At 51.4% G+C, this 23,402-nt stretch carries 18 protein-coding genes and 1 pseudogene; 14 read left to right on the top strand and 5 right to left on the bottom strand.

Going from position 1 to position 23,402, the window contains the following annotated elements:
• Positions 1 to 450 precede the first annotated feature (450 nt).
• From sir to HCG48_RS09275, 6 genes and pseudogenes are all read left to right on the top strand, one after another.
• The gene (gene sir / locus HCG48_RS09300) at positions 451 to 2,403 is read left to right on the top strand and encodes a sulfite reductase, ferredoxin dependent (RefSeq protein WP_168568909.1); all 1,953 of its coding nucleotides are present in this window, start codon (positions 451 to 453) and stop codon (positions 2,401 to 2,403) included.
• 85 nt (positions 2,404 to 2,488) lie between these two features.
• A complete protein-coding gene (locus HCG48_RS09295; protein ID WP_168568908.1) occupies positions 2,489 to 3,196 on the top strand; it encodes a 16S rRNA (uracil(1498)-N(3))-methyltransferase in 708 nt (235 codons plus the stop codon).
• Positions 3,197 to 3,596: 400 nt separating this feature from the next.
• The gene (locus HCG48_RS09290) at positions 3,597 to 4,658 is read left to right on the top strand and encodes a ParA family protein (RefSeq protein ID WP_168568907.1); all 1,062 of its coding nucleotides are present in this window, start codon (positions 3,597 to 3,599) and stop codon (positions 4,656 to 4,658) included.
• Complete coding sequence (locus HCG48_RS09285) at positions 4,642 to 5,391, top strand: HEPN domain-containing protein (protein ID WP_168568906.1); 750 nt, start codon at positions 4,642 to 4,644, stop codon at positions 5,389 to 5,391. The genes HCG48_RS09290 and HCG48_RS09285 overlap by 17 nt, the downstream gene beginning before the upstream one ends.
• A gap of 408 nt (positions 5,392 to 5,799) precedes the next feature.
• Positions 5,800 to 6,309, top strand: a pseudogene (locus HCG48_RS09280) (transposase); the annotation flags it as partial.
• Between the two features lie 271 nt (positions 6,310 to 6,580).
• On the top strand, positions 6,581 to 7,396 hold the full coding sequence (locus HCG48_RS09275; protein WP_168568905.1) for an endonuclease/exonuclease/phosphatase family protein: 816 nt from the start codon (positions 6,581 to 6,583) through the stop codon (positions 7,394 to 7,396).
• 12 nt (positions 7,397 to 7,408) lie between these two features.
• Here the strand turns inward: HCG48_RS09275 and HCG48_RS09270 are convergent, their stop codons facing one another.
• The gene (locus HCG48_RS09270) at positions 7,409 to 10,240 is read right to left on the bottom strand and encodes a response regulator (RefSeq protein ID WP_320415788.1); all 2,832 of its coding nucleotides are present in this window, start codon (positions 10,238 to 10,240) and stop codon (positions 7,409 to 7,411) included.
• A gap of 969 nt (positions 10,241 to 11,209) precedes the next feature.
• Between HCG48_RS09270 and atpC the strand changes: the two genes are divergently transcribed.
• The gene (gene atpC / locus HCG48_RS09265) at positions 11,210 to 11,698 is read left to right on the top strand and encodes an ATP synthase F1 subunit epsilon (protein WP_168568903.1); all 489 of its coding nucleotides are present in this window, start codon (positions 11,210 to 11,212) and stop codon (positions 11,696 to 11,698) included.
• Between the two features lie 36 nt (positions 11,699 to 11,734).
• Here atpC and HCG48_RS09260 read toward each other — a convergent pair whose 3' ends face one another.
• The gene (locus HCG48_RS09260; protein ID WP_168568902.1) at positions 11,735 to 12,430 is read right to left on the bottom strand and encodes a 2,3-bisphosphoglycerate-dependent phosphoglycerate mutase; all 696 of its coding nucleotides are present in this window, start codon (positions 12,428 to 12,430) and stop codon (positions 11,735 to 11,737) included.
• A 105-nt stretch (positions 12,431 to 12,535) separates the two neighbouring features.
• On the bottom strand, positions 12,536 to 12,754 hold the full coding sequence (locus tag HCG48_RS09255) for a hypothetical protein (protein WP_168568901.1): 219 nt from the start codon (positions 12,752 to 12,754) through the stop codon (positions 12,536 to 12,538).
• A gap of 222 nt (positions 12,755 to 12,976) precedes the next feature.
• On the opposite strand from HCG48_RS09255, the gene HCG48_RS09250 reads away from it, so the two are divergent.
• The 7 genes from HCG48_RS09250 (at position 12,977) to HCG48_RS09220 (ending at position 21,335) form a co-directional block, all read left to right on the top strand.
• Entirely contained in the window at positions 12,977 to 13,420 is a 444-nt protein-coding gene (locus HCG48_RS09250; protein ID WP_168568900.1) for a cupin domain-containing protein, read from the top strand.
• Between the two features lie 16 nt (positions 13,421 to 13,436).
• Entirely contained in the window at positions 13,437 to 13,667 is a 231-nt protein-coding gene (locus HCG48_RS09245; protein ID WP_168568899.1) for a DUF167 domain-containing protein, read from the top strand.
• 151 nt (positions 13,668 to 13,818) lie between these two features.
• Complete coding sequence (locus HCG48_RS09240) at positions 13,819 to 14,637, top strand: ABC transporter permease (protein WP_168568898.1); 819 nt, start codon at positions 13,819 to 13,821, stop codon at positions 14,635 to 14,637.
• A 437-nt stretch (positions 14,638 to 15,074) separates the two neighbouring features.
• Positions 15,075 to 17,417 (top strand): penicillin-binding protein 1C, encoded by a 2,343-nt coding sequence (gene pbpC, locus HCG48_RS09235; RefSeq protein WP_168568897.1) that lies wholly within the window; start codon positions 15,075 to 15,077, stop codon positions 17,415 to 17,417.
• A 131-nt stretch (positions 17,418 to 17,548) separates the two neighbouring features.
• Positions 17,549 to 18,721 (top strand): pyridoxal phosphate-dependent aminotransferase, encoded by a 1,173-nt coding sequence (locus HCG48_RS09230; protein ID WP_168571823.1) that lies wholly within the window; start codon positions 17,549 to 17,551, stop codon positions 18,719 to 18,721.
• A gap of 474 nt (positions 18,722 to 19,195) precedes the next feature.
• Positions 19,196 to 20,029: a 1,4-dihydroxy-2-naphthoyl-CoA synthase gene (gene menB, locus HCG48_RS09225; RefSeq protein WP_168568896.1), complete on the top strand. Its 834-nt coding sequence runs from the start codon at positions 19,196 to 19,198 to the stop codon at positions 20,027 to 20,029.
• A 151-nt stretch (positions 20,030 to 20,180) separates the two neighbouring features.
• Entirely contained in the window at positions 20,181 to 21,335 is a 1,155-nt protein-coding gene (locus HCG48_RS09220) for an NAD(P)/FAD-dependent oxidoreductase (RefSeq protein WP_168568895.1), read from the top strand.
• A 292-nt stretch (positions 21,336 to 21,627) separates the two neighbouring features.
• Here HCG48_RS09220 and HCG48_RS09215 read toward each other — a convergent pair whose 3' ends face one another.
• Both HCG48_RS09215 and HCG48_RS09210 read right to left on the bottom strand, forming a co-directional pair.
• On the bottom strand, positions 21,628 to 21,831 hold the full coding sequence (locus HCG48_RS09215; RefSeq protein WP_168568894.1) for an Asl3888 family RNA-binding protein: 204 nt from the start codon (positions 21,829 to 21,831) through the stop codon (positions 21,628 to 21,630).
• 286 nt (positions 21,832 to 22,117) lie between these two features.
• Positions 22,118 to 23,395 (bottom strand): tRNA nucleotidyltransferase/poly(A) polymerase-related protein, encoded by a 1,278-nt coding sequence (locus tag HCG48_RS09210; protein WP_168568893.1) that lies wholly within the window; start codon positions 23,393 to 23,395, stop codon positions 22,118 to 22,120.
• Between the last annotated feature and the right edge of the window lie 7 nt (positions 23,396 to 23,402).

Genomic DNA, 23,402 nt, shown 5'->3' with positions numbered 1-23,402 from the left:
ACGTTTAATTCTCCGACGATCGGCGATCGCAATCTGGCTTCAATAAAAATAAAATTACTTAAACATCAAGGTTAACGACTAATCCAAAGGTAAAACAACTTAAAAATACCGAAGAATTCGTTGTTTATCCTAAAAAATAAGCTTTTGAGTCGAAAAATCACTCTTTTCAACCCTAAAAATTTTCTTTGACGGAGGTTCAAAAACTCGAAAAAACATGAATTTATAACGTAAAATATTCCAAAGGAGGGACGGCGATCGCCCGCTCCTCGTCCTTCACTTCCCAGCATGATTACTCAAGAGCGACCCCTAGCCGACCTCAGCCCCTGGATCCCAATTTTGGGCGCCATCCCGTAAATTAGGATAGGCAATGATAAGATCGCAGGGAAAGACCAGAATCCCGAGCGGATTATCGGTGATACCGTTGACTTCCCTATTGTATAGCGCATGACGATGCTGACATCTCCAACTCCCTCCGTTCCTACAGGCAAAACATCTAAACTTGAAGGTATTAAAGAACGCAGTAACTTCCTGCGCGAACCCCTCGCTACAGAACTGCTAGAGGATACCACGCACTTTAGCGGTGACGGGGTGCAAATTCTTAAATTTCACGGGTCTTACCAACAAGACAACCGAGATAATCGGGTCAAAGGGCAAGAAAAAGACTATCAATTCATGTTGCGTACCCGGTCCCCGGGAGGCTTCATTCCGCCCCAACTGTATTTAGCCCTCGATCGCATCTCCGAAGAATACGGCAATCAAACCTTGCGCGCCACCACCCGTCAGGGCTTCCAACTCCACGGCATTTTAAAGAAAAACCTGAAAGCGGCGATCGCGGCGATCGTCCAAAACATGGGATCCACCCTCGGCGCCTGCGGCGACCTCAACCGTAACGTCATGGCGCCGCCCGCCCCGTACAAAAATCGTCGCGATTACACCCTGGCGTGGCAGTACGCCGACAACATCGCCGACCTACTCACCCCGCAAACGGGCGCCTATTACGAAATTTGGCTCGACGGCGAAAAAGCCATTAGCGCCCAAGAAGACCCCGCCGTGGTCGCCGCCCGCCAGCGCAACGGTAACGGCACCATTTTCCAGGATAAAGAAGAACCGATCTACGGCACCCACTACATGCCGCGTAAATTCAAGTGCGCCGTTACGGTTCCCGGCGATAACTCCGTCGATCTCTTTTCCCAAGATGTAAGCTTGGTAGTCATTACCGACGAGGCGGGAGAACTGCAAGGCTTCAACGTCTACGCGGGCGGCGGGATGGGTCGCACCCACAACAAAGAAGAAACCTTCGCCCGGGTCGCCGACCCCATCGGCTACGTCAGCAAAGACGACGTTTACGATCTGGTCAAAGCGATTGTCGCCACCCAACGGGATTACGGCGATCGCGTCAACCGCCGTCACGCCCGGATGAAGTACCTGATTCACGATTGGGGAGTCGAGAAATTCCGCGCCTCGGTCGAGGGCTATTTCGGCAAGGCGATCGAACCGCTCAAACCCTTACCCCCGTTCAAATACGAGGATTATCTCGGCTGGCACCAACAAGGAGACGGCAATCTCTTTGTCGGCTTGTCGATCCAAAACGGTCGGGTTTGGGATCGAGATAGCCTACAGTTGCGAACCGCCTTGCGCGAGATCGTGACTCGCTATAACCTGCCGATGCGGGTCACCGCCAGCCAAAATATTATCCTCTACGAAATCCAACCCGCATGGCAACGGGAAATTCAGGAGATTCTGACGCGCTGCGGCATTCAGTCGGAAACGGACATCGACCCGTTAGAGCGCTATTCGATGGCTTGTCCGGCGCTGCCCACCTGCGGTTTGGCGATTACCGAGTCCGAACGGATTTTACCGTCGATTCTCGATCGCGTGCGGGCGGTCCTCGATAAAGTCGGCTTGTCCGAGGAACATTTCGTGATTCGGATGACCGGATGTCCCAACGGTTGCGCCCGTCCGTATTTGGCAGAAATGGGGTTTGTAGGGAAATCACCCGATGCTTATCAACTCTGGTTGGGGGCCGATCCGAACCAAACGCGCTTATCCCGGGTGTATTTGGAAAAATTAGAGATCGACAATCTCGAAGCAACCCTCGAACCGTTGTTTGTTTATTTCAAACAGGAACAAGCCAGCCGTCCGCAACGGGAGAGCTTTGGCGATTTTTGCGATCGCGTCGGCTTCGAGGCATTGCGTCAGTTTGCCGCGAGTTATGCCACGGGTTCGGCGACGGCGCCCGCGACGGAGAAGTCAGCCAAGCGTCCCCCCCGCCGCCGCATTAACGTCCGCGATGCGGTTTACCAACAAGTTAAGGTGGAAGCCAAGCGTCAGGGCCGACCGATGAGCGAGTTGGCGAGTGAGGCGATCGCGGCGTACTTGGAAGAGCTCAAGTCGCAAGGTTAGTTCTCTAAAGGTTAGCGCGATTCTGCTTCCCAGAATCGCGCCCGCCGGGTCCGAGGCCCGTTTGAACTAAGTAAGTTTTGGATCTATGCAACGAGTGGTTATCGACCCCTCGCAAATCGACGGGGGTAGGGTCCGCCTCGATCGCGAGCAAAGTCATTATTTATACCGAGTGTTGCGCTTGCACGGGGGCGATCGCTTTATCGCGATTGACGGGGGCGGTCGCTGGTGGCTGGCGCAGTTGTGCGCCGAAGCCCAAGCGGAGTTACTCGAAGAACTGGCGGTGTCTACGGAATTGCCGATCGCGGTAACGGCGATCGTCGGGTTGCCGAAGAGTGGTTTTGACGAGATCGTGCGACAGACCACGGAGTTAGGGGTGACGACGATCGCCCCGGTGACGAGCGATCGCACGTTGTTGCGTCCGAGTCGGCAGAAGTTGGAGCGTTGGCGGCGGATCGTCAAAGAAGCTGCCGAACAGTCGGAACGGCAGATCGTACCGGACTTGCTCGATCCCGTGCCGTGGGACGCGGCGATTGCTGCGGTGGGGGAGGCCCGCCGTTATCTCTGCGTGGCGCGGGGGGACGACGTGCCGCACTTGTGCGAGAGTCTGCGCGTTAGTTCCGGGGAAGCGGTGGCGATCGCCACCGGACCCGAGGGCGGCTGGACGCCTGCGGAGGTGGAACGGGCGATCGGCGCCGGGTTTCAACCCGTGTCCCTGGGTCGTCGCATCCTGCGCGCCGTCACTGCCCCGGCGGTCGCCTTATCTATCGTTGCGGCAGCTTACGAGGTACAATAAAGATTGTAGTCTGAGAGTTTTTTATAATGAAAGAGATCTATCCCTCTTCTCTCATTGTCGGAGATAGCGATCGGCGTATCCCTTATCAGGAGAGATCCAGACGGCTCTGACCCTGTTTTTGAGTTTCTATTAGGAATCCGTCGCGATCTCCGACCCTGTAAGGGTTCTAGAATTAAGTCAAGACAAGGGTTTTTCTAAAGTGACAGAAGAGGGATATTTTAGCAAATCATCAGGTACAATCCCCACCTGTGATTCCCCATGTTGCGCGGTAATCCATCGAGCCAATTTACTTCGTTACTCGATTGAGAGTTGCCATACTATAAATTAAATATTTGTTATTTTTATGTCTTGAATATATAATTCAAAAAATAATTCAACGAATTATCAAGGGATATCAATCGTGGTTCATAAAATTGCTCTTTTCAATCACAAAGGTGGCGTTAGTAAAACAACCACTGTTTTTAACTTAGGTTGGATGCTTGCTTCCAAGGGTAAAACCGTTATTTTAGTGGATACCGATCCCCAATGCAATCTTACCGGAATAGCTTTAGGAGAAGGAACTGAAGAGGATGAAAGTAGAATACAAAACATTTATGACACGAAATTTAATATAAAAACTGGCTTGGCTCCTGCTTTTGAATCACAACCCAGGATGATTGAGGCTGTGGATTGCATTCAAGTCGAAGGTCAAAAAAATTTATTTTTGCTCCCAGGGAGTGTTGGCTTGGCTGAATATGAAGTGACCCTAGGTATTGCACAAGAACTCAGTGGTTCAATTCAAGCTCTGAAGAATTTGCCTGGATCTATAACGGATCTACTCGATAAAACAGCGAAACAGCTTAATGCTGATTATATTTTGATTGATATGAGTCCTAGTTTGGGTTCTCTGAATCAAAATCTTTTAATGACTAGTCATTTTTTTATAGTTCCTACAACGGCTGATTTTTTCTCTCTTATGGCAATTGATTCTTTAACTAATATTTTACCACGATGGTATAAATGGGCGAAAACGGCTAGTTCAATGACAATTTTAAGGGAAGCAACTTATCCATTTCCTGATGTTAGATTAAAATTTTTAGGGACTATTATTCAAAATTTTAGAATTATACGAGGTAAAGAAACTGCGGCTTTTGAAATTTGGATCCAAAAGATCGAGCAGGATGTATCGCAAAAATTAGTACCTGTATTAGAAAAAAATAATATGATGCTACCTGATGTTGGATATTCAAACCAGGGTATTGACGAAACGTTTTGTTTGACAAAAATTCAGAATTTTAATAGTTTAATCGCTCTTTCTCAAGAACATAGAACTCCCATTTACGCTTTAACTCCTGAACAATTAGGACAAACTGGTAAAGTTTTACAGCAAAATCAAAACAAACAGAAAGACTTTGAAAAAACATTTTCTAATTTAGCAGATAAAGTGATTAACCTAACCACTCAATATGCAGTCAGCACTTGACCAGTTTAAAATTAGTATAGGTCGTGTTAGAGACCTGATTGCTCTTTATAACTCTCTTCAAGCCCAATCTACTCAGATTTTAGATTTATCAGATTTATTGAGAGCTTCTTTAGTATTAGCTGTGAGCGCTCTAGATTACTATATTCATGAAGTTGTGACTCTAGGAATGTTGGAAATTTATCGAGGACAACGCCCCGAACCCAATCCTTCTCGAAATCAATCTCAATCATCTTTTTCTCGTTTTAAAGTGTCTTTAGGAAATGCACGTCAAGAGCGTAGTATGGCTCTAGGTATTACTTCCTGGCTGGAAGATCAAATACGACAAAATTATGGTGATACATTTTTACAAAGTTCTCATAATATTTCATCTCTAATCCCAGTCTTATCTACCTTAATTAATAATAAACTTAATGATATTTCTTGGTTGGAAGATGAAATTCGAGTATATCTAGGATACAAAAGTTTTCAGCATCCAGACAAAATTTCTGAAGCGATTAGGCTGATTTCAGGTAAAGAGTTATGGAATGAAATAAGTCAGAGAGTTGCTAGATCTCCAAGAGATATAAAACAAAATTTAGCTTCTATTGTTGATCGTAGAAATAAAATTGCTCATGAAGCTGATATCGATCCAACCTACAATATTGGAGATAGGTGGCCAATTAATCCTAATTCAGTTATAAGTTCAGTTGATTTTATTGAAAATATTGTGGAAAATATTCATGTAATTTTATAAGATTCTTAGCATTAGCATGTTATTATAAATAATAATTAGATTTTTGATTGTAAAAATTAATTTTTACCCCTCCAATTGCGGAGCCAATATCCAAAATTATTGATGAGCAAGGGTAGGATTTTATCGCCCTTTTCCATAAGATTAAGCTAGTTACTGGATTGATGGATTTATACTTATACGGGAATGACCGTCTGAGTGAATTTATTGAAAAATACGATAATGATAAAAATCCTATAGCATTCCTAAATTAGTTGAATCAGGGCGACCCACATGAAATCCTTTAGAGTGGGAGCATCTTACTCCCTAGGGTCTGTCATCAATTAAGGGAATTGACAAAAATAGTGAAAAGTGTGTAGCCTGCTGCCCGTTCGCTCAAGATAGCTCAAAACCGGGATGAAACGGCGTTAGGCTTTACGAGACGACCAATGGCAACCCATCAAACACCTGCTTCCGGGTCGTCCGGGTACAGTTGGGGTCACAGCTAAAGATAACCGTTTATTCGTCGAAGCTGTGTTGTATCGCTTTCGAGCAGGGATTCCTTGGCGAGATCTTCCCGAACGCTTTGGGGAATCCCATATCTTTTTTTTAAGTCCCGGTCAAGCCAGCGATCTCGTCGCTGCCGATCAGTTACTGCCGTCAGTGGAAGTCCAGGCACTGCTAGCGGATAAAGCTTACGATGCCAACGAACGAGCCAGACAACCGTTGCGCGAGCGAGGGATTGAAGTTGTCATTCCCTCGAAAAAGAATCGAAAAGAAGCCCACGATTACGATCGATGTTTGTCTGGAACCCGACATCTGGTGGAAAACTTCTTTGCCAAGCTCAAACAGCATCGAGGGATTGCCACTCGCTATGACAAGGGCTCGGTGAACTTCCTGGGTGGCATTTACCTCGCTGCATCCGTGATTTGGCTGGCTTAATTTTCCGCAGGCGCTTTCCTCCACGTTCGGTCACTTTTGTGAACCTACATAATTGATGACACGCCCTAGTTGAGTTACAAATCATTGACGATTGCTATATTGCTCAAAATCCTATTTCTGAATAGATTTTACAACTCGGCTAGGATGACTAGCTCGGGAAATTGAAATCAAAATTTTTTTGTAACAGTCTGCTCTCTTCCCCTTACCGATTAGCAGCCTACACGGCAGTATTATAAAAGTAGTACAAAACAGCCTAAAGTTGTAGATCTTCATGGCAGCGACGATCCTTAAAATTGCGACGTTTAACCTGCGCTACGACAAACCGGATCCGGGGAATTGCGCCTGGAGTCGGCGGCGGGAGGTCGTGGCGGAATTGATTTTAAGGGAAGCACCGGACGCGATCGCCACTCAAGAATTGCTCCCGTCCCAGCGCCACGACCTGCATCGCTTATTGCCGGAGTACGAGAGTATCGGGCGCGATCGCGACGGCTCCGGGACGGGGGAATGTTGTGCGATCCTCTATCGGCGATCGCGGCTACATTGTATCGAACACGGCGATTTTTGGTTGAGCGAAACCCCGGACATTCCCGGCAGCGTCTCCCCCGAGTGGCAAAATCCCCTACCGCGCCTCACGACCTGGGGTCTGTTCCAAGCCGCCGAGGGGGACGGGGCGATCGCGAAGGGAGAACCAAGCCGGATCGCCATTTTTAACACCCATCTCGACTACCGCAGCGCGATCGCCCGGGAACGAGGCGCCCGCTTAATTGCCGATCGCCTCGCCCAACTCTCCCCGGAACGGGTGCGGGCGATCGTCGCGGGAGACTTTAACGACGAGGCCCACAGCCGACCGCGCCAGATCTTGGGCCAACCCCTCGCCAACGGCATCCATTTGGAAGACGCGATCGCCGCCCTGAGTCCGGAAGAACAACTGACCTTCCACGACTTTCGCGACCGCCCTTTTGCGGCGATCGATACCCTGTACTGCGATCGCCGCTTCAAATGCCACGGCGTCCGCGTCAACCGCGATCGCCCCCACGGGATCTGGCCCTCGGATCACTTCCCGGTCTCGGTCGAACTGGAAGTGTGACCGCTCAACCCCTCAATAAGCCAACACGCAATTACGTCCCCGATCCTTGGCTTGATACAATGCCTTATCTGCCGTGCGATAGAGAGATTGAATATCCTTGCCGTCTTCCGGATATTCGGAAATCCCGGCACTGAAAGTAACGTAGAATCGATCTTCTGGCGGGCCGACGGATAAATCGTGGTTGACCATCTGCAACACCTGATTTAAGCGCTTGAGCCCTTCGTGCTTGGTCATGCCGTACATACCGACGATAAACTCTTCCCCGCCCCAGCGTGCGACCACATCCTCGCTGCGGAAGGTACGTAATAGGAGTTTGCCGAATTGTCGCAGAACCGCATCTCCGGTGGCGTGTCCGTAGCGATCGTTAACTTGTTTGAAGCGATCCAAATCTAAAATAGCCAAACAAAGCGGTCGGTCGTGGCGTTCCGCTTGATGCAGGTACTTGCCCAACTCCTGAGTAGATTTGCGGCGGTTGGCTACTCCGGTGAGGGCGTCGGTTTCCGCCATATTGCGTAACAGTTGGGTGCGTTCGAGACGGTTGACGATCCGGGTGACTAACTCGGGGCCGACGATCGGCTTGCTCACGTAGTCGTCGGCGCCGGAGGCAAAGACTTGATGGACCGTTTCCGGGTCGGTATGGCCCGTTAAAAAGAGGACCGGTAGACCGCTCCATCGCGGATCGTTGCGAACCACCTGACACAGTTCGATGCCGCTCATGTGGGGCATTTCGACATCTAAAACGATCAAATCCGGGGTGGACAGTTCCAAGGTATCCCAGAAGCGCTGGGGGTCGGAAAGGGTGATGAGGCGCATTCCCCACGGTTCGAGGAAGGTTCGCAAGAGGGTCAAGATTTGTGGGTCGTCATCGACGACCATGACTTGGGCTTCGGTGGTGTGGGTGCGCTGCAACACTTGGGTGACCGCTTCCATCACCTGGGAGGGAGGAACGGGTTTTTCTAAAAAGGCGCGTCCGCCGAGACGGGCGACTTCGAGGCGGTCTTCGACGCTACCGTGTACGGTGGAGACGAGGACGGGGACGGGGGGAGTGCGGTTGGTGAGTTCTTCGAGGAGTTTTAAGCCTTCTTGCTTGCGGTCTTCTTCGTTGGTGCAGTCCGTCTCCAGGGGGATCGCCTCTAACGCTTCCGGTGTCGCTCCGTTATCGGAGGCGCCGCCGGGATCGACGGGTAAGGAGATGTCCAAGAGAACTACATCCGGGCGGCGGCGGGCGATCGCCTCGCGCGCTTGTGCGACTTGGCGGGCGACCAAGACTTTCATCCCCCAGCGTCCGGCTTCTTGGGCGATCGGTTCGCTCAGTTCGCGATCGTCATCGACGACGAGCAGAAGCGGGCGTTCGTCTTGGGATCCCTTGTGATTGCGGTCTTCGTCCCGGCGTTTGTCGTCGATTTCGGCGCGCAACTGCACGACTAAATCGGCGAAATAGAGGGCTTTTTCTTCGGGAACCTCGGCACAATCTAACAATTGTTCGACTTGGCGGGCGAGTTGAGATCCTTCGTTAAAGCCGAAGGTTCCTAAAGATCCGACCAGTTTGTGGGCTTCGTGGTGGGCGCTTTGGCGTAGTTCGTTGTCGAGGTGGCCTTTTTTGAGGGCGATCGCCGCTTGTTCGACGATGGTGACGCGATCGCAGATCCGGTCTTTAAAGCGTTCCCACACTTTGGCGACGGCGGCTTGGGTTTGTTGTTTTTGGGCTTCGGTGAGGCTGGGGGGATCGTTTAAAGACAGTTGGAGGGTATCGGCGATCTGGCGCACTAAGGTTTCGCCGTCAACCGGATCGCCGACGAAGGCGATCGCCTCCGATCCCCCCTTTGTCTTGCGCCGTTCGCCTTTTTTGGCCTTCGTTTTCCTTTTTTTCCCGGTGGCGGCGATCGCCTCGGTATCGGTACCGTCGGGAACGCAGTAAACGATCGGCAAATTGTCCGTCAGTCCTTTAGTTCCCGCCTGTCTGAGAACTTCGACCGCCGCCGGGTTGCTCAAGCGATGGGCGATCGTCAACAAAGACCAACGTTTTGCCCCCAATTGTTCTAAGGTCTCTTCTCCGGTCTGCACGCTGCAAATTTCGACCTCGGACAGGCGCTGGCGCAATTGTTCGACCAATTCTCCATCCAACCCGGCGACTAAGACATCGATCGCCCTCGGGCCTGGAGCCCCCGTCGGCAAGGCTTTGAGGCGATACCCCAACCCGTACACGGTCTCGATCAAATCTGCCGGAGCCCCGACCGCTTTTAACTTCTGGCGCAATCCCTTGATATGAGCGCGGATCGTATCTTCTGCCGGAGGTTCTTCAAAGGACCATAAATGATCTAAAATCGCGCTGCGGCTGTAGACTCGGTTACTATTACGTAAAAATAATTCCAATAAGCGATATTCCGTGGGGGTGAGCGTGACGGGCTTGCCCCCAAAATGCACCTCGCAGGTACTCGGGTTGAGCTGCAACTGACCCCATTCGAGGACCGGAGGTAATGGCGAGTTTCCCCGACGCAACAAGGCGCGAATCCGGGCGGTCAATTCCGCCACTTTAAACGGTTTGACCATGTAGTCGTCGGCCCCCGCATCCAAGCCTTTGACTTTATCTTCGGTGGAATCTTTAGCGGTTACTAACAGAATGGGCATTTGATAGCCCTCGGCGCGCAAGCGGTGGCATAAAGTAATACCATCGACTTTCGGCAACATCAAATCGAGCAGAATTAAATCGTAGGCACACGCTTCTATGAGATTCCAACCGACTTCGCCATCGGTCGCCACATCCACCACGTAGTTTTGCTCGCTTAAGTTGGCTACGAGTGCTTCGGCAATCGGTTCGTCATCCTCGACCAGTAAAATTCTCATCGCGGCTTTATCAATCACAAATTTTTACAAGTTTGAGCGCCCCCACTCAAACCATTTCAAACATTTCTAACATTTCACCATCCCAATACAAGTTGGCGATCGCCCGTTTTCCGGCAAGGAAGGCTTTCACTATCGCCGATCCTCCTCGATCTGAGCATAAATTCGTGGGATGGCGTCAGTGCATCTGTTGAGAAGAAACTGCACGATCGCGCACTGACCTGGGGGGCGATCGCTGTTAGAGATCGAATCAGCTTTTGGGAAAAAGGACATCCCTCGGCACTCGGGGGAGAACCGCAGCGATCGACATCCCCGCCTGTTTTAATTGGCGATCGCTAAAGTACGAACCGACCTCTTCGGACTTTCCGATCGCGGGAAAACAATAGGAATACGACAAGCGAAATTTAGTTAAAAATCGTCAAGGGTTCGAGAGTTAAAACCTGCACCTCGATCCTACTTCAGAGGCAAGAGCAACAAGTTGAGAAGAGGATTGAGAAAACCATTTAACAATCGTTGTCAGAAGATAACGAGTCGTTAGGGGGATTTACTATTCATAGTAACTTAGTCCACGCGATCGACTGAATAATATCGATTCCAAAGGGATGCGATTTACACTCTGGAGATCTTCAATTTTTACATAAACTGCGCGGGGACGAACTGCACCGGAACCGACGGCGGGGGCGTCCGCTCGATGTCCCCGTCGCACTCATTTTGAGACCGATCCGGCGATGGTGCGATCGCGAAAGCGTCTCGAAAGGAGTCAGGAGGCGCTTTCGCGTTCGCCGAATGACTCTCTGGTATCTTTGGCAGCAGCGCCATTGCCGGGGATTCGTGCTAGACTCGCTGCGTTTGTCATTGCGTCCGTGCGGAAGAAACGGCGATCGCCGAGTCTTCGCCATCGCATTGATTGGCTTAAAATCTAGAGTTTTCCTCAGTTATTCGGATTCGAGTTTTACCCGAGCGCACTAGCTTATGAGTTTAGACGTTCAAGTCATTACCCCATCGCAAGTTATTTGGGATGCCCCTTGTGACGAATTAATCTTACCTAGCAAAGACGGCTTGTTGGGTATTTTAAGCGGTCACGCCTCCTTGGTGACCTTCGTGACCGTCGGCGTCCTGCGGATTCGCTTTCAACAGGTCTGGATTCCCGTGTTTGTGATGGGAGGACTGGCAGAAGTCGAATACGATCGGGTGGTCATCTTGGTCAACGATGCTTGTCGGGGAGATGCGATCGACGTGCAGCAGGCTCAGCACGCTTTGGAAAAAGCTCAAGATCGCCTCACTAAGCCTCTAAACGATAAGGAACGCTGGCGGGTCGAACAATGCCTCAAACAGGCCGAAGCCGAACTGAGTGCGGCCCGGGAGTTTCCTCAACCGCTTAAGATAAGCTTACCGGAAGTTCGCGCAGGTGGGCGATCGCAGGCCAGCCAATCCGCATTTAATATGCTCCGCCACTTGTAACCGCGATCGATCCGGATGACGAAGCGAGTAGATCGCTCAATTCAAAACTGTTTTCCCGGCGACCTTCCCGGTGTTGTCGATTTCGTAAACTAGAGGCACTCCCGTTTTCAGTTCCAACCCGGGGACTTGTTCGGTGTCGAGATCGTCGAGTTCCATGACGATCGATCGCAGGGAATTGCCGTGGGCGGACACTAACACGTTATCCCCCTCTCTCAGGTGCGTCAAAATGCGATCGCGGAAAAAGGGCAGGGTACGGCGGGCCGTGTCTTCTAAGCTTTCTCCCCCAGGCGGTCGGGTCGCAAACGATCGCCGCCAGCGATGCACCTGCTCTTCACCGACTTTCTCGGCCATTTTTGCCTTGTTGTACCCTTGCAAATCGCCATAATAGCGCTCGTCGAGGGCCTGAGCGAGAAAAATTGGGATTTCTTCGTCGCGATGCCCTTCGTATTTATCCCAGCCATGCCATTGAGGATCGTCGGCATCGTGCTTGAATACCGGGCTTTTGCCGCCACACAGACCCTCGCTTTCCGTCAGACAGATCGCCGTGGTTTCGATCGCCCGTACCAGTAAGCTGGTAAACGCCACATCGACGACATATTCCCCGAGTTTGCTGGCGGCGGCGATCGCTTCCCGGCGTCCGACGCGATCGAGTGGAACGTCCACCCACCCGGTAAAGCGATTCGCTGCATTCCACGTACTTTGACCGTGGCGGATCAAAATCAGTTGAGCCATAGGTGATTAAACTTATTTTCTCACGATTGGGAGCTGCCTTCATTATCCGGCGATCGCCCCTACGGCTTTAACTACCCTCCGATAGAGCTTTGAACGCTTTTCAGCCTATCCGCGCAACCACGACGCCAAACAGTGCCAAAAGCGATCGCCCCACCACGCCGCCAGCACCCCACACAAGATCGTAGAGGCGATCGTAATCACCATCCCGTCCATTCCCCCGCCAAACACACTCCAACCGACCAGGGCCCCTGCCAAAGCACCGCAAATAAAGCGAACGATATAGAGCGCGTAATCGGGACGTTTGGGTGGGGTGGGAGAGTTCATGGCACGACGTTGAGGATCGTTGTTGAAGATCGTTGACTGGCGAGAATTGCTTTTCTAGGGAATTCGCCCTCGATGGTTGCAACCTTTTTCAAAACAAACTCGATATTGCAGCAACCTATACCATATTTTCGATCGAACCCGTAACGATCTTTACAAAGATTTATTAACAAAAGCGTTACCCTGAATCAAGAAACTTTCAAAATCGTTTCAGGACGGTTTCCAATGGGTTTAAACAAACACGTCGAAATTGAAGTTTTAGAATCCATGCAATCCGGCATGGCTCAATTCTATACCCCCCTATCTTGTCACGAAACCATGCTCGTGCAAGTGCCGCCCCGTGCCATTGACGACCTGTTCGTGCATCACTTTCAAACCGATCGCCTGTTGGTCGTGCGCGGCAGTTTTGTGTTAGTAGTGTTACAAAATCGCCAATATCGCTATCTGCCGTTGAGCGATCGCCATCCGGCGGTCATTACCATTCCTCCGGGAGTTCCCCACGGGGCGTTAAATTTCAGCGACGAACCCTGTTTAGTCGTCAATGCCGTACTCCGACATGGAAAGGCGATCGAACGGGATTATCGTCCCATGAAACCCCGTTTTGCTTACGATTTAGAGGCAGCCAAAGCCGCTTTAGATCGAGAATTGGCAACGGCGATCGGCGCCTGAGTTTTCTCCCCAAATTATGCCCCTCATTAAAGTTAAAGTCAAACCAAACTCCAAACAACAAAAAATCGATCGCGAAGCCGATGGCAGCTTGACCATTCGCTTAAAATCGCCGCCAATTGAAGGAAAAGCGAACGACGAACTGATCGAATTACTGGCGAAAACTTTTAAAGTTCGCAAGTCCGAAATTACGATTAAATCTGGTGCAACTTCCCGAAACAAACTCGTCGAATTGCCCGATTTGACTTGAGGGGCGATCGGGTACAATTTTGACCTATAAAATCCACCCAAAAGCCAAAATACCAGAACATTCCCAGAGATAGAGAGATCGAGCGGCGATCGGTTTTCATGATACATTAAAAAATGTAAACATCCTGAAAGTCGTTAACGTATCGAATCTCGTGGAATCGCAACTTTCTCTATCCTCCTCACCCAAATCGATTAAATCCTTCATCCAAACCATTTGGGCCGACAGCCTCACCATCTTATGGGGAGACTGGCTGGATTTGCGCGTCCGAATCGTGCAAGTCGCCGCCTCCGGACTCGTCTCTCCCCTCATTTACATTCTCGCCTTCGGTTTGGGATTGGGAAGTACCTTAAAACCGGGGATGGGAAGTGGCAATAGTTATTTAGAATTCATGCTGCCGGGAATGGTCGCCCTTTCTTCGATGACCATTGGCTTTGGCGGAACCGTTTTTTCAATCTGTGGCGAACGGTTATTCACGAAAAACTTTGAAGAAATGCTCTTATTGCCGATCCATCCGATCGCCTTACATTTCGGTAAAATGATGGCGGGAATTTTGCGCGGTTTGATGACTTCCGGATCGGTAATTTTAGTGGCTATTTTATTTACCGGGAAAATCTGGAGTTTTCTCAACCCACTGTTTTTACTGATCTTAGTTCTCAACTGCGCCGTTTTTTCCGGTTTGGGCGTCATCGTCGGATTGAGTGTAAAATCCCTAGAAAGTGTGGGGATTTATAATAATTTTATTATCGTTCCCATGTCTTTTCTCGGTGCGACCTTTTTCGATCCCGCGCAACTTCCCAGTGCCTTAAAAAGTGTGGTTTATTTATTACCGCTAACTTACACGAGTATCGGATTGCGTGCTGCCGCCTATCAAAGCACTCAATTTCCTTGGTACAGCGTAGCCGTTTTGTTGATTTTGGCCGTTATTTTATCGGCGATCGGGGCTTATAAATTTGCCACCCAACAAGATTGAATTTCTCTCGAACGATCGCCTTTCTAAAACAGATCCAGCAATTGGCGCTGTCATGAGAGACAAGAGGCAAAGATCCCCCAAACTCCCCTTAAATCCCCCTAAGTCCCCCTTTTTAAGGGGGATTTAGGGGGATGAAAATGTACCGCCCAACAGCGAAAATGTAAGCTACCGTCGATCGCCTTTTAACGGATTGGATACAGGAACGATGTAAAAAGAGTGGTCACTACAGAAAGGGGGTAAGCTTCATAACTTGTTTTTGCAGTAAAGAAGAGCAGTAAATCATAAGCGATCGCCCCCTTTTGATGTTACGAAAAATAGGGTTTTCGATCGCAGATTTTCTCAAAACCTTATTTTTTCCTAAAATTTCCCGTTACCGACGATCGCCCCCGAGAAAGTCATCATAATAGAAAAGACGGCGATCGCCCAGGAACAGAACGATGGCAAAACTCAACGCCCTCACCGAGTTTTCGGCGCGAAAATGGCATCAATTGAATGTAAAACAGCGACGGGGGGTGAAAATTGCCCTGGGGCTGCTTTTCCTCGCCGCAATCGCGCGATCGCTACCCTATTTAATACCGATTCGCGCCTCGGATATCGCCCAAACCGAACAGGCGATCGTCTTTCGCGATCGCAACGGACTGCCCCTCGGGACTCTCCTCACCCGCGATCGCGATCGCACCGCCGTCGTCAGCCTCGATCGCGTTTCCCCTCACTTTATACAAGCCATCCTCGCCGCCGAAGACAAGCGCTTCTACCGACACGGTGCGTTAGACTTGCAAGCAATCGGGCGATCGCTGCTCGAAGCCGTCCAAGCCCGCCAGATCGTCTCCGGCGCCTCCACCATCACCATGCAACTCGCGCGGATGCTAGAACCTGCGCCGCGCACCCTCCCCCACAAACTCGGCGAAATTTGGCTGTCCTGGCGCCTCTACGCAGGCATGAGTCGCGACGAAATCTTGCACGCTTATATCAATCGGTTGCCGATGGGCGGCAATCTCTACGGCGTCGAAGCCGCCGCCCGCACTTATTTCGGCGTTCCCGCCAGCGATCTCACGATCGCCCAAGCCAGTTTACTCGCCGCCATCCCCAACGACCCCAATCACCTCAACCCCAACACCCACTGGGACGCCCTCAAACGGCGCCAGCAATACGTCCTCGATCGCATGGTCGCCGACGGCTACATCACGCCCCAGCAGCGCGATCGCGCCTACGCCGAACAGCCCCAACGCTTAGCGGGCGATCGCGGCATTGAGGCCGCCCCTCACTTCCTATTTTGGCTGGCAAACCAAGTGCCAGACACCGTATCTCAAGTGACCACGACGATCGATCGCCCCTTACAAGAATTTGCCGAAGCCCAAGTCAAGCAAATGGTGCGCGCCCTCGCCCCCCACGACGTGCGCCACGCCGCCGCGATCGTCCTCGACAACCAGACTGGAGACGTTCTCGCCTACGTCGGATCCCCCGACTACTTCGGCGACGATCGCCTCGGACGCAATGACGGCGTGCAAGCCTTACGCCAGCCGGGATCGACCCTCAAACCCTTTTTATACCAATTTGCCCTCGAACAAGATATTATCCAGCCGAATACGATTTTGGCCGACGTTCCCACTCACTACGCCATCCCGGGGGCTAAATTATACAGCCCCGTCGATTACAGCGAAAAGTTTTTGGGTCCCGCGCGGGTCCGCCTCGCCCTCGCCAACTCCCTCAACGTCCCCGCCGTCAGAGTTTTGGAAAATATAGGCGTGTCCGCCTTCCTCGATCGCCTCCACCGCTTGGGATTCGACCATCTCACTCAATCCCCGGAACATTACGGCTTGGGACTCGCCCTCGGCAGTGGTGAAGTGAGCTTGTGGGAACTCGCCCGCGCCTACCTTACCCTCGCCCGTCGGGGAGAGGCGATCGCCCTCAACCCCCAAATCGACGCCCCGACTTCTCACAATCCCCGGCAAATTGGCGATCGCTCTCACTGGGCGTTAATTATCGATATGTTAGGCGATCGCTACGCCCGGGCGCGCGCTTTCGGCGTCGAATCCGTCCTCGACCTCCCCTTCCCGGCGGCGGTTAAAACCGGGACTTCATCGGACTTTCGCGATACCTGGACCGTCGGATTTACCCGCGATTACACCGTCGCTACCTGGGTCGGCAATTTTAGCGGCGATCGCATGAAACAAGTCTCCGGCGTCACCGGGGCCGCCCCTTTGTGGAATCGTATTATTTTACACTTGCACGAAAACCGCGAACCCGCCCCCTTTCCGAATCCTCCCGGTTTCGTCAAACGCCCGATTTGCGCCACCACCGGGGTCAAACCGACGCCGGAATGTTCCGCAGTAGTTTTAGAATATTTTGAACCTCAAGATTTAGCCAACTACGATCGCCCGCATCCGGTCACTTTATCCGACGATTATCATGAATGGTTGGCGCGACAAAACACTCCCAAAGCGATCGCCGATCCCGTTAAAATTGTCTTTCCTCAAAATGACGATTATTTCGTCTTAACGCCTCACGAAGAAACGGCAAAAATTCAACTCAAATTAGCCGGAATTCCCGCCGATCCCGTAGAATGGCGCATCGGCGATCGCGCGGGAGTGCAGAAACGGGTAACGACTGAAGCAAAAAATTCCTTATTTTACGAACTTCCTATCGGAAAATGGACGGTCGAGGTCAACAGTGGCGATCGCCGCGATCGCATTACTTTTGAAATTCAAGCCACTGAATCCCCCAACGCCCCCCGGGGTTTCTCAATTTCCGATCGCCCCCAATCGACGCAAAACGACTAAATTTTACAGTCTCTGCTTCACTGCTTGCAAAAGGAACAATTTCTAATTCTTTTTTGCAGATCGGGAAATTGGATTTATCATAAAGATCGGCCATAATTGTCATGGCTGAGTTCTTTATCTTCAATGGCAAGATGAATCGAGAAACTTTGAGAATGCAAGCGGTTCAATCCCCGATTATCCCGGTCGTGGGTGAGTTGATTCGGCAGCATCCAGGAACGATTTCTCTAGGACAAGGGGTGGTTTCTTATCCGCCACCACCTCAAGCTAAAAGCGCAGTTTTATCCTTTTTTGACAATCCAGACAATCATAAATATAAATCCGTTCGAGGGATTCCCGAGTTACTGGATCTTATTGAAACTAAAGTCATCAGTGAAAATCAGATTAACATGACTGACGATCGCTGTATTGTCGTCACGGCGGGCGGGAATATGGCATTTATGAATGCGGTGTTGGCGATCGCCTCTCCCGGAGATGAAATTATTATTCAAAGCCCTTATTATTTCAATCATGAAATGGCGATCGCGATCGCTGGATGTCGCGCCGTCATCGTCGAAACTGACGAAAATTACCAACTTCGTCCGGAGGCGATCGCGGCGGCGATTACCCATCGAACTCGTGCAGTGGTCACCATTTCTCCGAATAATCCCACCGGGGCAGTTTATAGCGAATACGCTTTACGTTCGGTCAATAAACTGTGTCGCGATCGCGGAATTTATCATATTACCGATGAAGCTTACGAATATTTTATTTATGATGGCGCGCACCATTTTTCGGCGGGGTCAATTCCTGGAAGTGGCGAACATACGATTTCCTTATTTAGTCTTTCCAAGGCTTACGGATTTGCTAGTTGGCGCATCGGTTATATGGTTTTACCGAAGCACTTACTCGATTCGGTGAAAAAGATTCAAGATACGATTTTAATTTGTCCTCCAGCGATCTCGCAATTTGCCGCCTGTGGTGCTTTAACCGCAGGTTTTGCTTATTGTCGCGATCGCATCGATCGAATTGCCGAAGTTCGTCATCTCGTTCTCGATTTACTCGAACCAATTCGCGATTTATGTACGATTCCCGACGCGAAAGGCGCTTTCTATTTTCTGCTCAAAGTGCATACCGATTTAAACGCGATGGAACTCGTCGAAAAACTGATTCGCGAGTATCGAGTTGCGGCTATTCCGGGAACGACCTTCGGGATTGAATCGAGTTGTTATTTGCGGGTGGCGTATGGCGCGTTAGAACGAGAAACGGCGGCGGAAGGAATCGGTCGGTTAACCCGTGGTTTGCGCGGAATTATCGCTGTTTCCTAAGATCCGATAAGATTCAAGAGGCGATCGGGAATAATAAACCCAGTTAAATAAAAATACTGGGGGCATCTCCATGAAAGAGGGAAGTATAGGATTTTCGATCTTATTTATGATTGCGATCTTGTTCCTGGCGCTTTGGAGTTTGATCGAACAAATTGAGGAAAATAAGCGGAAACAACAGCCCGTCGATCCCCTCAGTGTTGTGAGGGTCGATCGCCTCCAAGTTTGATAAAACTAGCACTAAAACTTTTCTCGTTTGAAAGAAAATACAGATTTAATATCTCTTTTTTACTCGGGGGAGTAGCATTCGAGTCTAACTTTGTAGGATCTAGGGGATCGGCACTCGACGGCAAAGAGAAAAACCGAAAAAAAACGATTTTTGAGGACGGACTGGTGGGGAAAAGGCGATCGCCACTGCCCACGTTCGCCGCGAAAGCGGTACAATTCTCAAGCTGAAGTCGCGATCGCATAAGTTGTATGGACATCCAATGGCAAACCGTTAAAACTTACGAAGATATCCAATATCACAAAAGTGATGGCATCGCCAAAATTACCATCGATCGCCCTCACAAGCGTAATGCTTTCCGTCCGAAAACGGTTTTCGAGTTGTACGAGGCGTTTTTAGATGCCCGGGAAGACGGCAATATCGGCGTGGTTCTGCTCACCGGGGCTGGACCGCACAGCGATGGGAAATATGCCTTCTGTTCGGGGGGCGATCAAAGCGTGCGCGGTGACGCGGGTTATATCGACGATGCGGGGGTTCCGCGTTTAAACGTCCTCGATTTGCAACGACTGATCCGGTCGATGCCTAAAGTGGTGATTGCGTTAGTCGCCGGATACGCGATCGGTGGCGGTCACGTCCTGCACGTTATTTGCGATTTAACGATCGCGGCGGACAATGCAATTTTCGGACAAACCGGACCGAAAGTCGGCAGTTTTGACGGCGGTTTTGGGTCGAGTTATTTGGCGCGAATTGTCGGACAGAAAAAAGCCCGAGAAATTTGGTTTCTCTGTCGTCAGTACGACGCCCAACAAGCTTTAGAAATGGGTTTAGTCAATTGCGTGGTTCCGGTGGAACAACTCGAAGCTGAGGGAGTGAAATGGGCGCAAGAAATTTTAGAGAAAAGTCCGATCGCGATTCGTTGTTTGAAAGCGGCATTTAATGCAGACTGCGACGGTCAAGCGGGATTGCAAGAATTGGCGGGCAATGCCACCTTGTTGTATTACATGACTGAAGAAGGATCGGAAGGGAAAAAAGCCTTTTTAGAAAAGCGATCGCCGGACTTTCGTCAATATCCTTGGCTGCCTTAATTGGGGGGGGATAAACTTTCGTTATTCGTCAAAATTGGGCGATCGCCGAGGGGTCAATACTGCTCGATCGCCCAATTTCAGTCAAGAAAATTTCTAGGAATAACGGCGATCGCCTGTCGCAATTTTGATTCGTTCTCAAGTTTCAGATGCCATGCACGATCGTTTATCAGAAGATTCAAATCATCATTTACCCCAAGTTGACGTGGCGATCGTCGGCGCCGGAATGGCAGGATCGATCGCCGCCCGACGATTACGCCAAATCGGTTATCGCGTCGTCATCGTCGAAAAATCCCGAGGGGTCGGCGGACGAGTTGCGACCCGGCGAATGCACGATACCCATGCCGATCTCGGTTTACCCGCGTGGTCGGTGCAGGGGAAATTCATGCAAGGTATCCTTACTGCGATCTCTCGGCGAGAGGCGATCGCCCCTTGGACGGATACGATTTACGAATTCGACGGCGAAAGTTTTGTAAAAAATACGCACTGGTCGCCCGCCTATGTTTCTCCCGCAGGGATCAACCGAATCGCCAAATATCTCGCCTCCGGACTGGAGATTTGGCGACAACGGCGGGCCGTGGCGATCGCCCCCACCCCGGATCGTACTTGGTATATTGCCCTCGAAGCCACGGGAAGCGATCGCAGTGACGCGACGCCGATGGAGTTAACGGCGACGGCGATCGTCCTCGCCACTCCCGCGCCGCAAGCGGTGACCCTGTTAGAAACGGTAAACGGCCATTTCTCGCCCCATTTCCTCGATACCGCGCGATCGGTGGAATATGACCCGTGCATTACCGAGATCGCGGGCTATTCCCCGGACAAACAAGGGGAGATCCTGCGGCGATCGCCCCCCTGGCGCGCGGTTCGCTTCCCAAGAGACCCCGTTCTCGCCTCGGTGAGTTGGGAAAGCAGCAAACGCACGGGCGATCGCGCCCCCGTTTTCGTGTTCCACAGTAGCGCCGCATTTGCCGAAACTTATTTAGATACAAACGATCTTACTTTAGTGGCACAAGCATTGCGCGATCGCGCCTCAGAAACATTGTTTCCTTGGCTCGACCGACCGGAGTGGTGGCAAGTCCATCGCTGGCGTTACGCCTTCTGTCGCCGTCCCCACCACGGACCGCTACTGGCGTCCACCCAGCCCGCGATCGTCGCTTGTGCGGGGGATTGGTGCCAAGATAACACACATTTAAGCCATTTTAGTTCGATTGAAACGGCATTAAACTCGGGCGATCGTGCGGCATTCTGGGTCAACCAGCAATTAGAAAATCGGTCTTTTCCGCCGTTCGTGAGCCTTTGGAAAAGCTAAACTGTTAGACATTTAAACAACATGATGGCAATGCCGTGTCCATGGTGAAACCCTTGGGAGGGGGAGCATCTTGCTCCCTATTTGGGTTAGTAGAATTTTTTTCCTATATCAATGGCGAGCAGCTTACTCCCTACTCCCCAAAAACTCAAAAAGTTTTGAGCCACCTCCTCGATGACCCAAAACTTTTTAGATGTTGCAGTTCGAGATCTGAAACTGTTCGGCAGTTGAGAGCAACAAACTCGTTCAATCTTACGAACAAGACGACGACTCGCCCAGTGGCAGTCAAACTGACTTATTGATTGTCATCGTCGTTGTTGTTGTTGTTATCGTCGTTATCGCCTTCGTTTCGATCGAAGTTGCTGCCCGAACCTGTCGTATTCTTACTTGCGTAGCGCCGTTTGCCAAAACGACCTGCATTAGACCGTCTGCGATACTTGCGCGCGTAAGCTTCGTTACGTAAAGCTTTTTCTTTTTTCAGATTACGGCGTTTAGCCATTCTCACCTCTAAAAAACAACCAGCGAATTGATTAGCGCCGAGCAACTCTTTCGCTTGTCTGACTCGCTCTGTCTTGTTGGCGCTTGGCTGACCTCTAAGCGAGGGAGCTCAACGGCTCAGAGAGGGCCGAGCATCTAGTTAATTCGCTAGATTACTCAGTTTAGCACATTCATTTTCAGTGCTTGCGAAAATCGTCCCTTTGACAAAAAGACCTGTAGCAAGGATGGTGGCGAAGGGCGATCGCCTTGCGCCGCCTCGATCTCGCCTCTTAGGATTAACAATTTATTTAGGATCCGCCGACACCGCGATCGCGGCATTGGGCCGCAAAATCGAGGGCGTCTTCTGGGGTGTGAATGCGACCCTCGACCCGCGCCAGTTGAATGTCCGCCAGAAGCTGGCCGATTTGCGGACCGCCTCGAAGTCCGAGGGCTTGCATCAGTTGTTTTCCGGTCACCAAGGGAGTCGGATGGGCGATGATATCTTGCGGGTCGAGGTAGCGCGCGATCGCCCCGGACCAGGCATCGAGGGGCATTCCCCCGGCGACGGCGATCGCCACCAGGGCCGGAAACATGTTATCGACCGCCTCAAACAGAAAATACAGCGATCGCGGCGACGAGTGGTTTAAATCCAGCGCCGATAACTCTGCCGTCTCCGTCGTCAAGCGCAGCCAACCTTTGAGAGTACGCACGGCGGCGTGCATTTGGGCGCGGCTGAACTTCAACTGCATCAGTTGCGTTTCCGCCGCTTTGACCTCCCGAGGGAGCAAGGTGGCTAATTTGGCGATCGCCCGGTAGCCGGACACCTTGAAACGAGGGTGCAGGTTTTGTGCAAATTCCTGTTTTAACGCGGGCCAGCGATCGCCGATCGCCGCCGCCGCCCGTTCGATTTCGGCAGCGATCCGGAGGCGATCGCCCGTAGCGTCGGGGAAATAGGGCTGTAGCAAGCCCACCTCCCAGGCGGCAGCGATCCACTCGCCCCCGGAGGGACAGTCGAGCAGGTATTCCAACTCCGTTTGAATGCGTTCCGGCGCCACTTGCCGCAACAGGCGGGCTAACTGGGCGATCGCCCCTTGAGTTTGGGCTTCGATCGCGAAATTCAATTGAGCGGCTTGACGGTAAGCGCGCAACAACCGCAGGGGGTCGTCGGCTAAGTTGGTCGGCGAGACCATCCGCAGCACCCGGCGTTCCAGATCGGCTCGTCCGCCGAGGGGGTCGAGCCATTCTCCGGTGTGGGGGTTGTAGGCGATCGCGTTAATCGTGTAATCTCGGCGCTGTAAATCTGCCACCAAGTTCGTCCCTTCGAGTTTGGCGAAATCGACCGTAGCGCGATCGAAGACCACCCGGGCGATCCGCCGTTCTGCATCCAAGAGGACGAATCCCGCCTTGTAGCGATTGGCAATTTGCCGCGCCGTGGTGACCGCCTGACGCGGCAAGACGAAATCGAGGTCTAAGTGGGGCGATCGCCGCTTGAGGAGGCTGTCGCGAACCGCTCCGCCCACCAAATAGGCATCCGGGGGCAGTAAGTTGAGATCGAACGGCCAGGAGTCGGGAAAAAGGATAGACACGGGGAAA

This window comes from Oxynema aestuarii AP17, assembly GCF_012295525.1.
GTDB classification, from domain to species: Bacteria; Cyanobacteriota; Cyanobacteriia; order Cyanobacteriales; family Laspinemataceae; genus Oxynema; species Oxynema aestuarii.
This window is presented reverse-complemented; position numbering and strand designations above follow the sequence as displayed.

Bases quoted from the DNA above. Each gene is read 5' to 3' on its own strand.
- HCG48_RS09220 (WP_168568895.1), top strand. From the start codon at position 20,181: ATGCACGATCGTTTATCAGAAGATTCAAATCATCATTTACCCCAAGTT.
- HCG48_RS09215 (WP_168568894.1), bottom strand. From the start codon at position 21,831: ATGGCTAAACGCCGTAATCTGAAAAAAGAAAAAGCTTTACGTAACGAA.
- HCG48_RS09285 (WP_168568906.1), top strand. From the start codon at position 4,642: ATGCAGTCAGCACTTGACCAGTTTAAAATTAGTATAGGTCGTGTTAGA.
- HCG48_RS09295 (WP_168568908.1), top strand. From the start codon at position 2,489: ATGCAACGAGTGGTTATCGACCCCTCGCAAATCGACGGGGGTAGGGTC.
- HCG48_RS09270 (WP_320415788.1), bottom strand. From the start codon at position 10,240: ATGAGAATTTTACTGGTCGAGGATGACGAACCGATTGCCGAAGCACTC.
- HCG48_RS09255 (WP_168568901.1), bottom strand. From the start codon at position 12,754: ATGAACTCTCCCACCCCACCCAAACGTCCCGATTACGCGCTCTATATC.
- menB (WP_168568896.1), top strand. From the start codon at position 19,196: ATGGACATCCAATGGCAAACCGTTAAAACTTACGAAGATATCCAATAT.
- HCG48_RS09275 (WP_168568905.1), top strand. From the start codon at position 6,581: ATGGCAGCGACGATCCTTAAAATTGCGACGTTTAACCTGCGCTACGAC.
- HCG48_RS09230 (WP_168571823.1), top strand. From the start codon at position 17,549: ATGAATCGAGAAACTTTGAGAATGCAAGCGGTTCAATCCCCGATTATC.
- HCG48_RS09250 (WP_168568900.1), top strand. From the start codon at position 12,977: ATGGGTTTAAACAAACACGTCGAAATTGAAGTTTTAGAATCCATGCAA.
- HCG48_RS09260 (WP_168568902.1), bottom strand. From the start codon at position 12,430: ATGGCTCAACTGATTTTGATCCGCCACGGTCAAAGTACGTGGAATGCA.
- pbpC (WP_168568897.1), top strand. From the start codon at position 15,075: ATGGCAAAACTCAACGCCCTCACCGAGTTTTCGGCGCGAAAATGGCAT.
- sir (WP_168568909.1), top strand. From the start codon at position 451: ATGCTGACATCTCCAACTCCCTCCGTTCCTACAGGCAAAACATCTAAA.
- atpC (WP_168568903.1), top strand. From the start codon at position 11,210: ATGAGTTTAGACGTTCAAGTCATTACCCCATCGCAAGTTATTTGGGAT.
- HCG48_RS09245 (WP_168568899.1), top strand. From the start codon at position 13,437: ATGCCCCTCATTAAAGTTAAAGTCAAACCAAACTCCAAACAACAAAAA.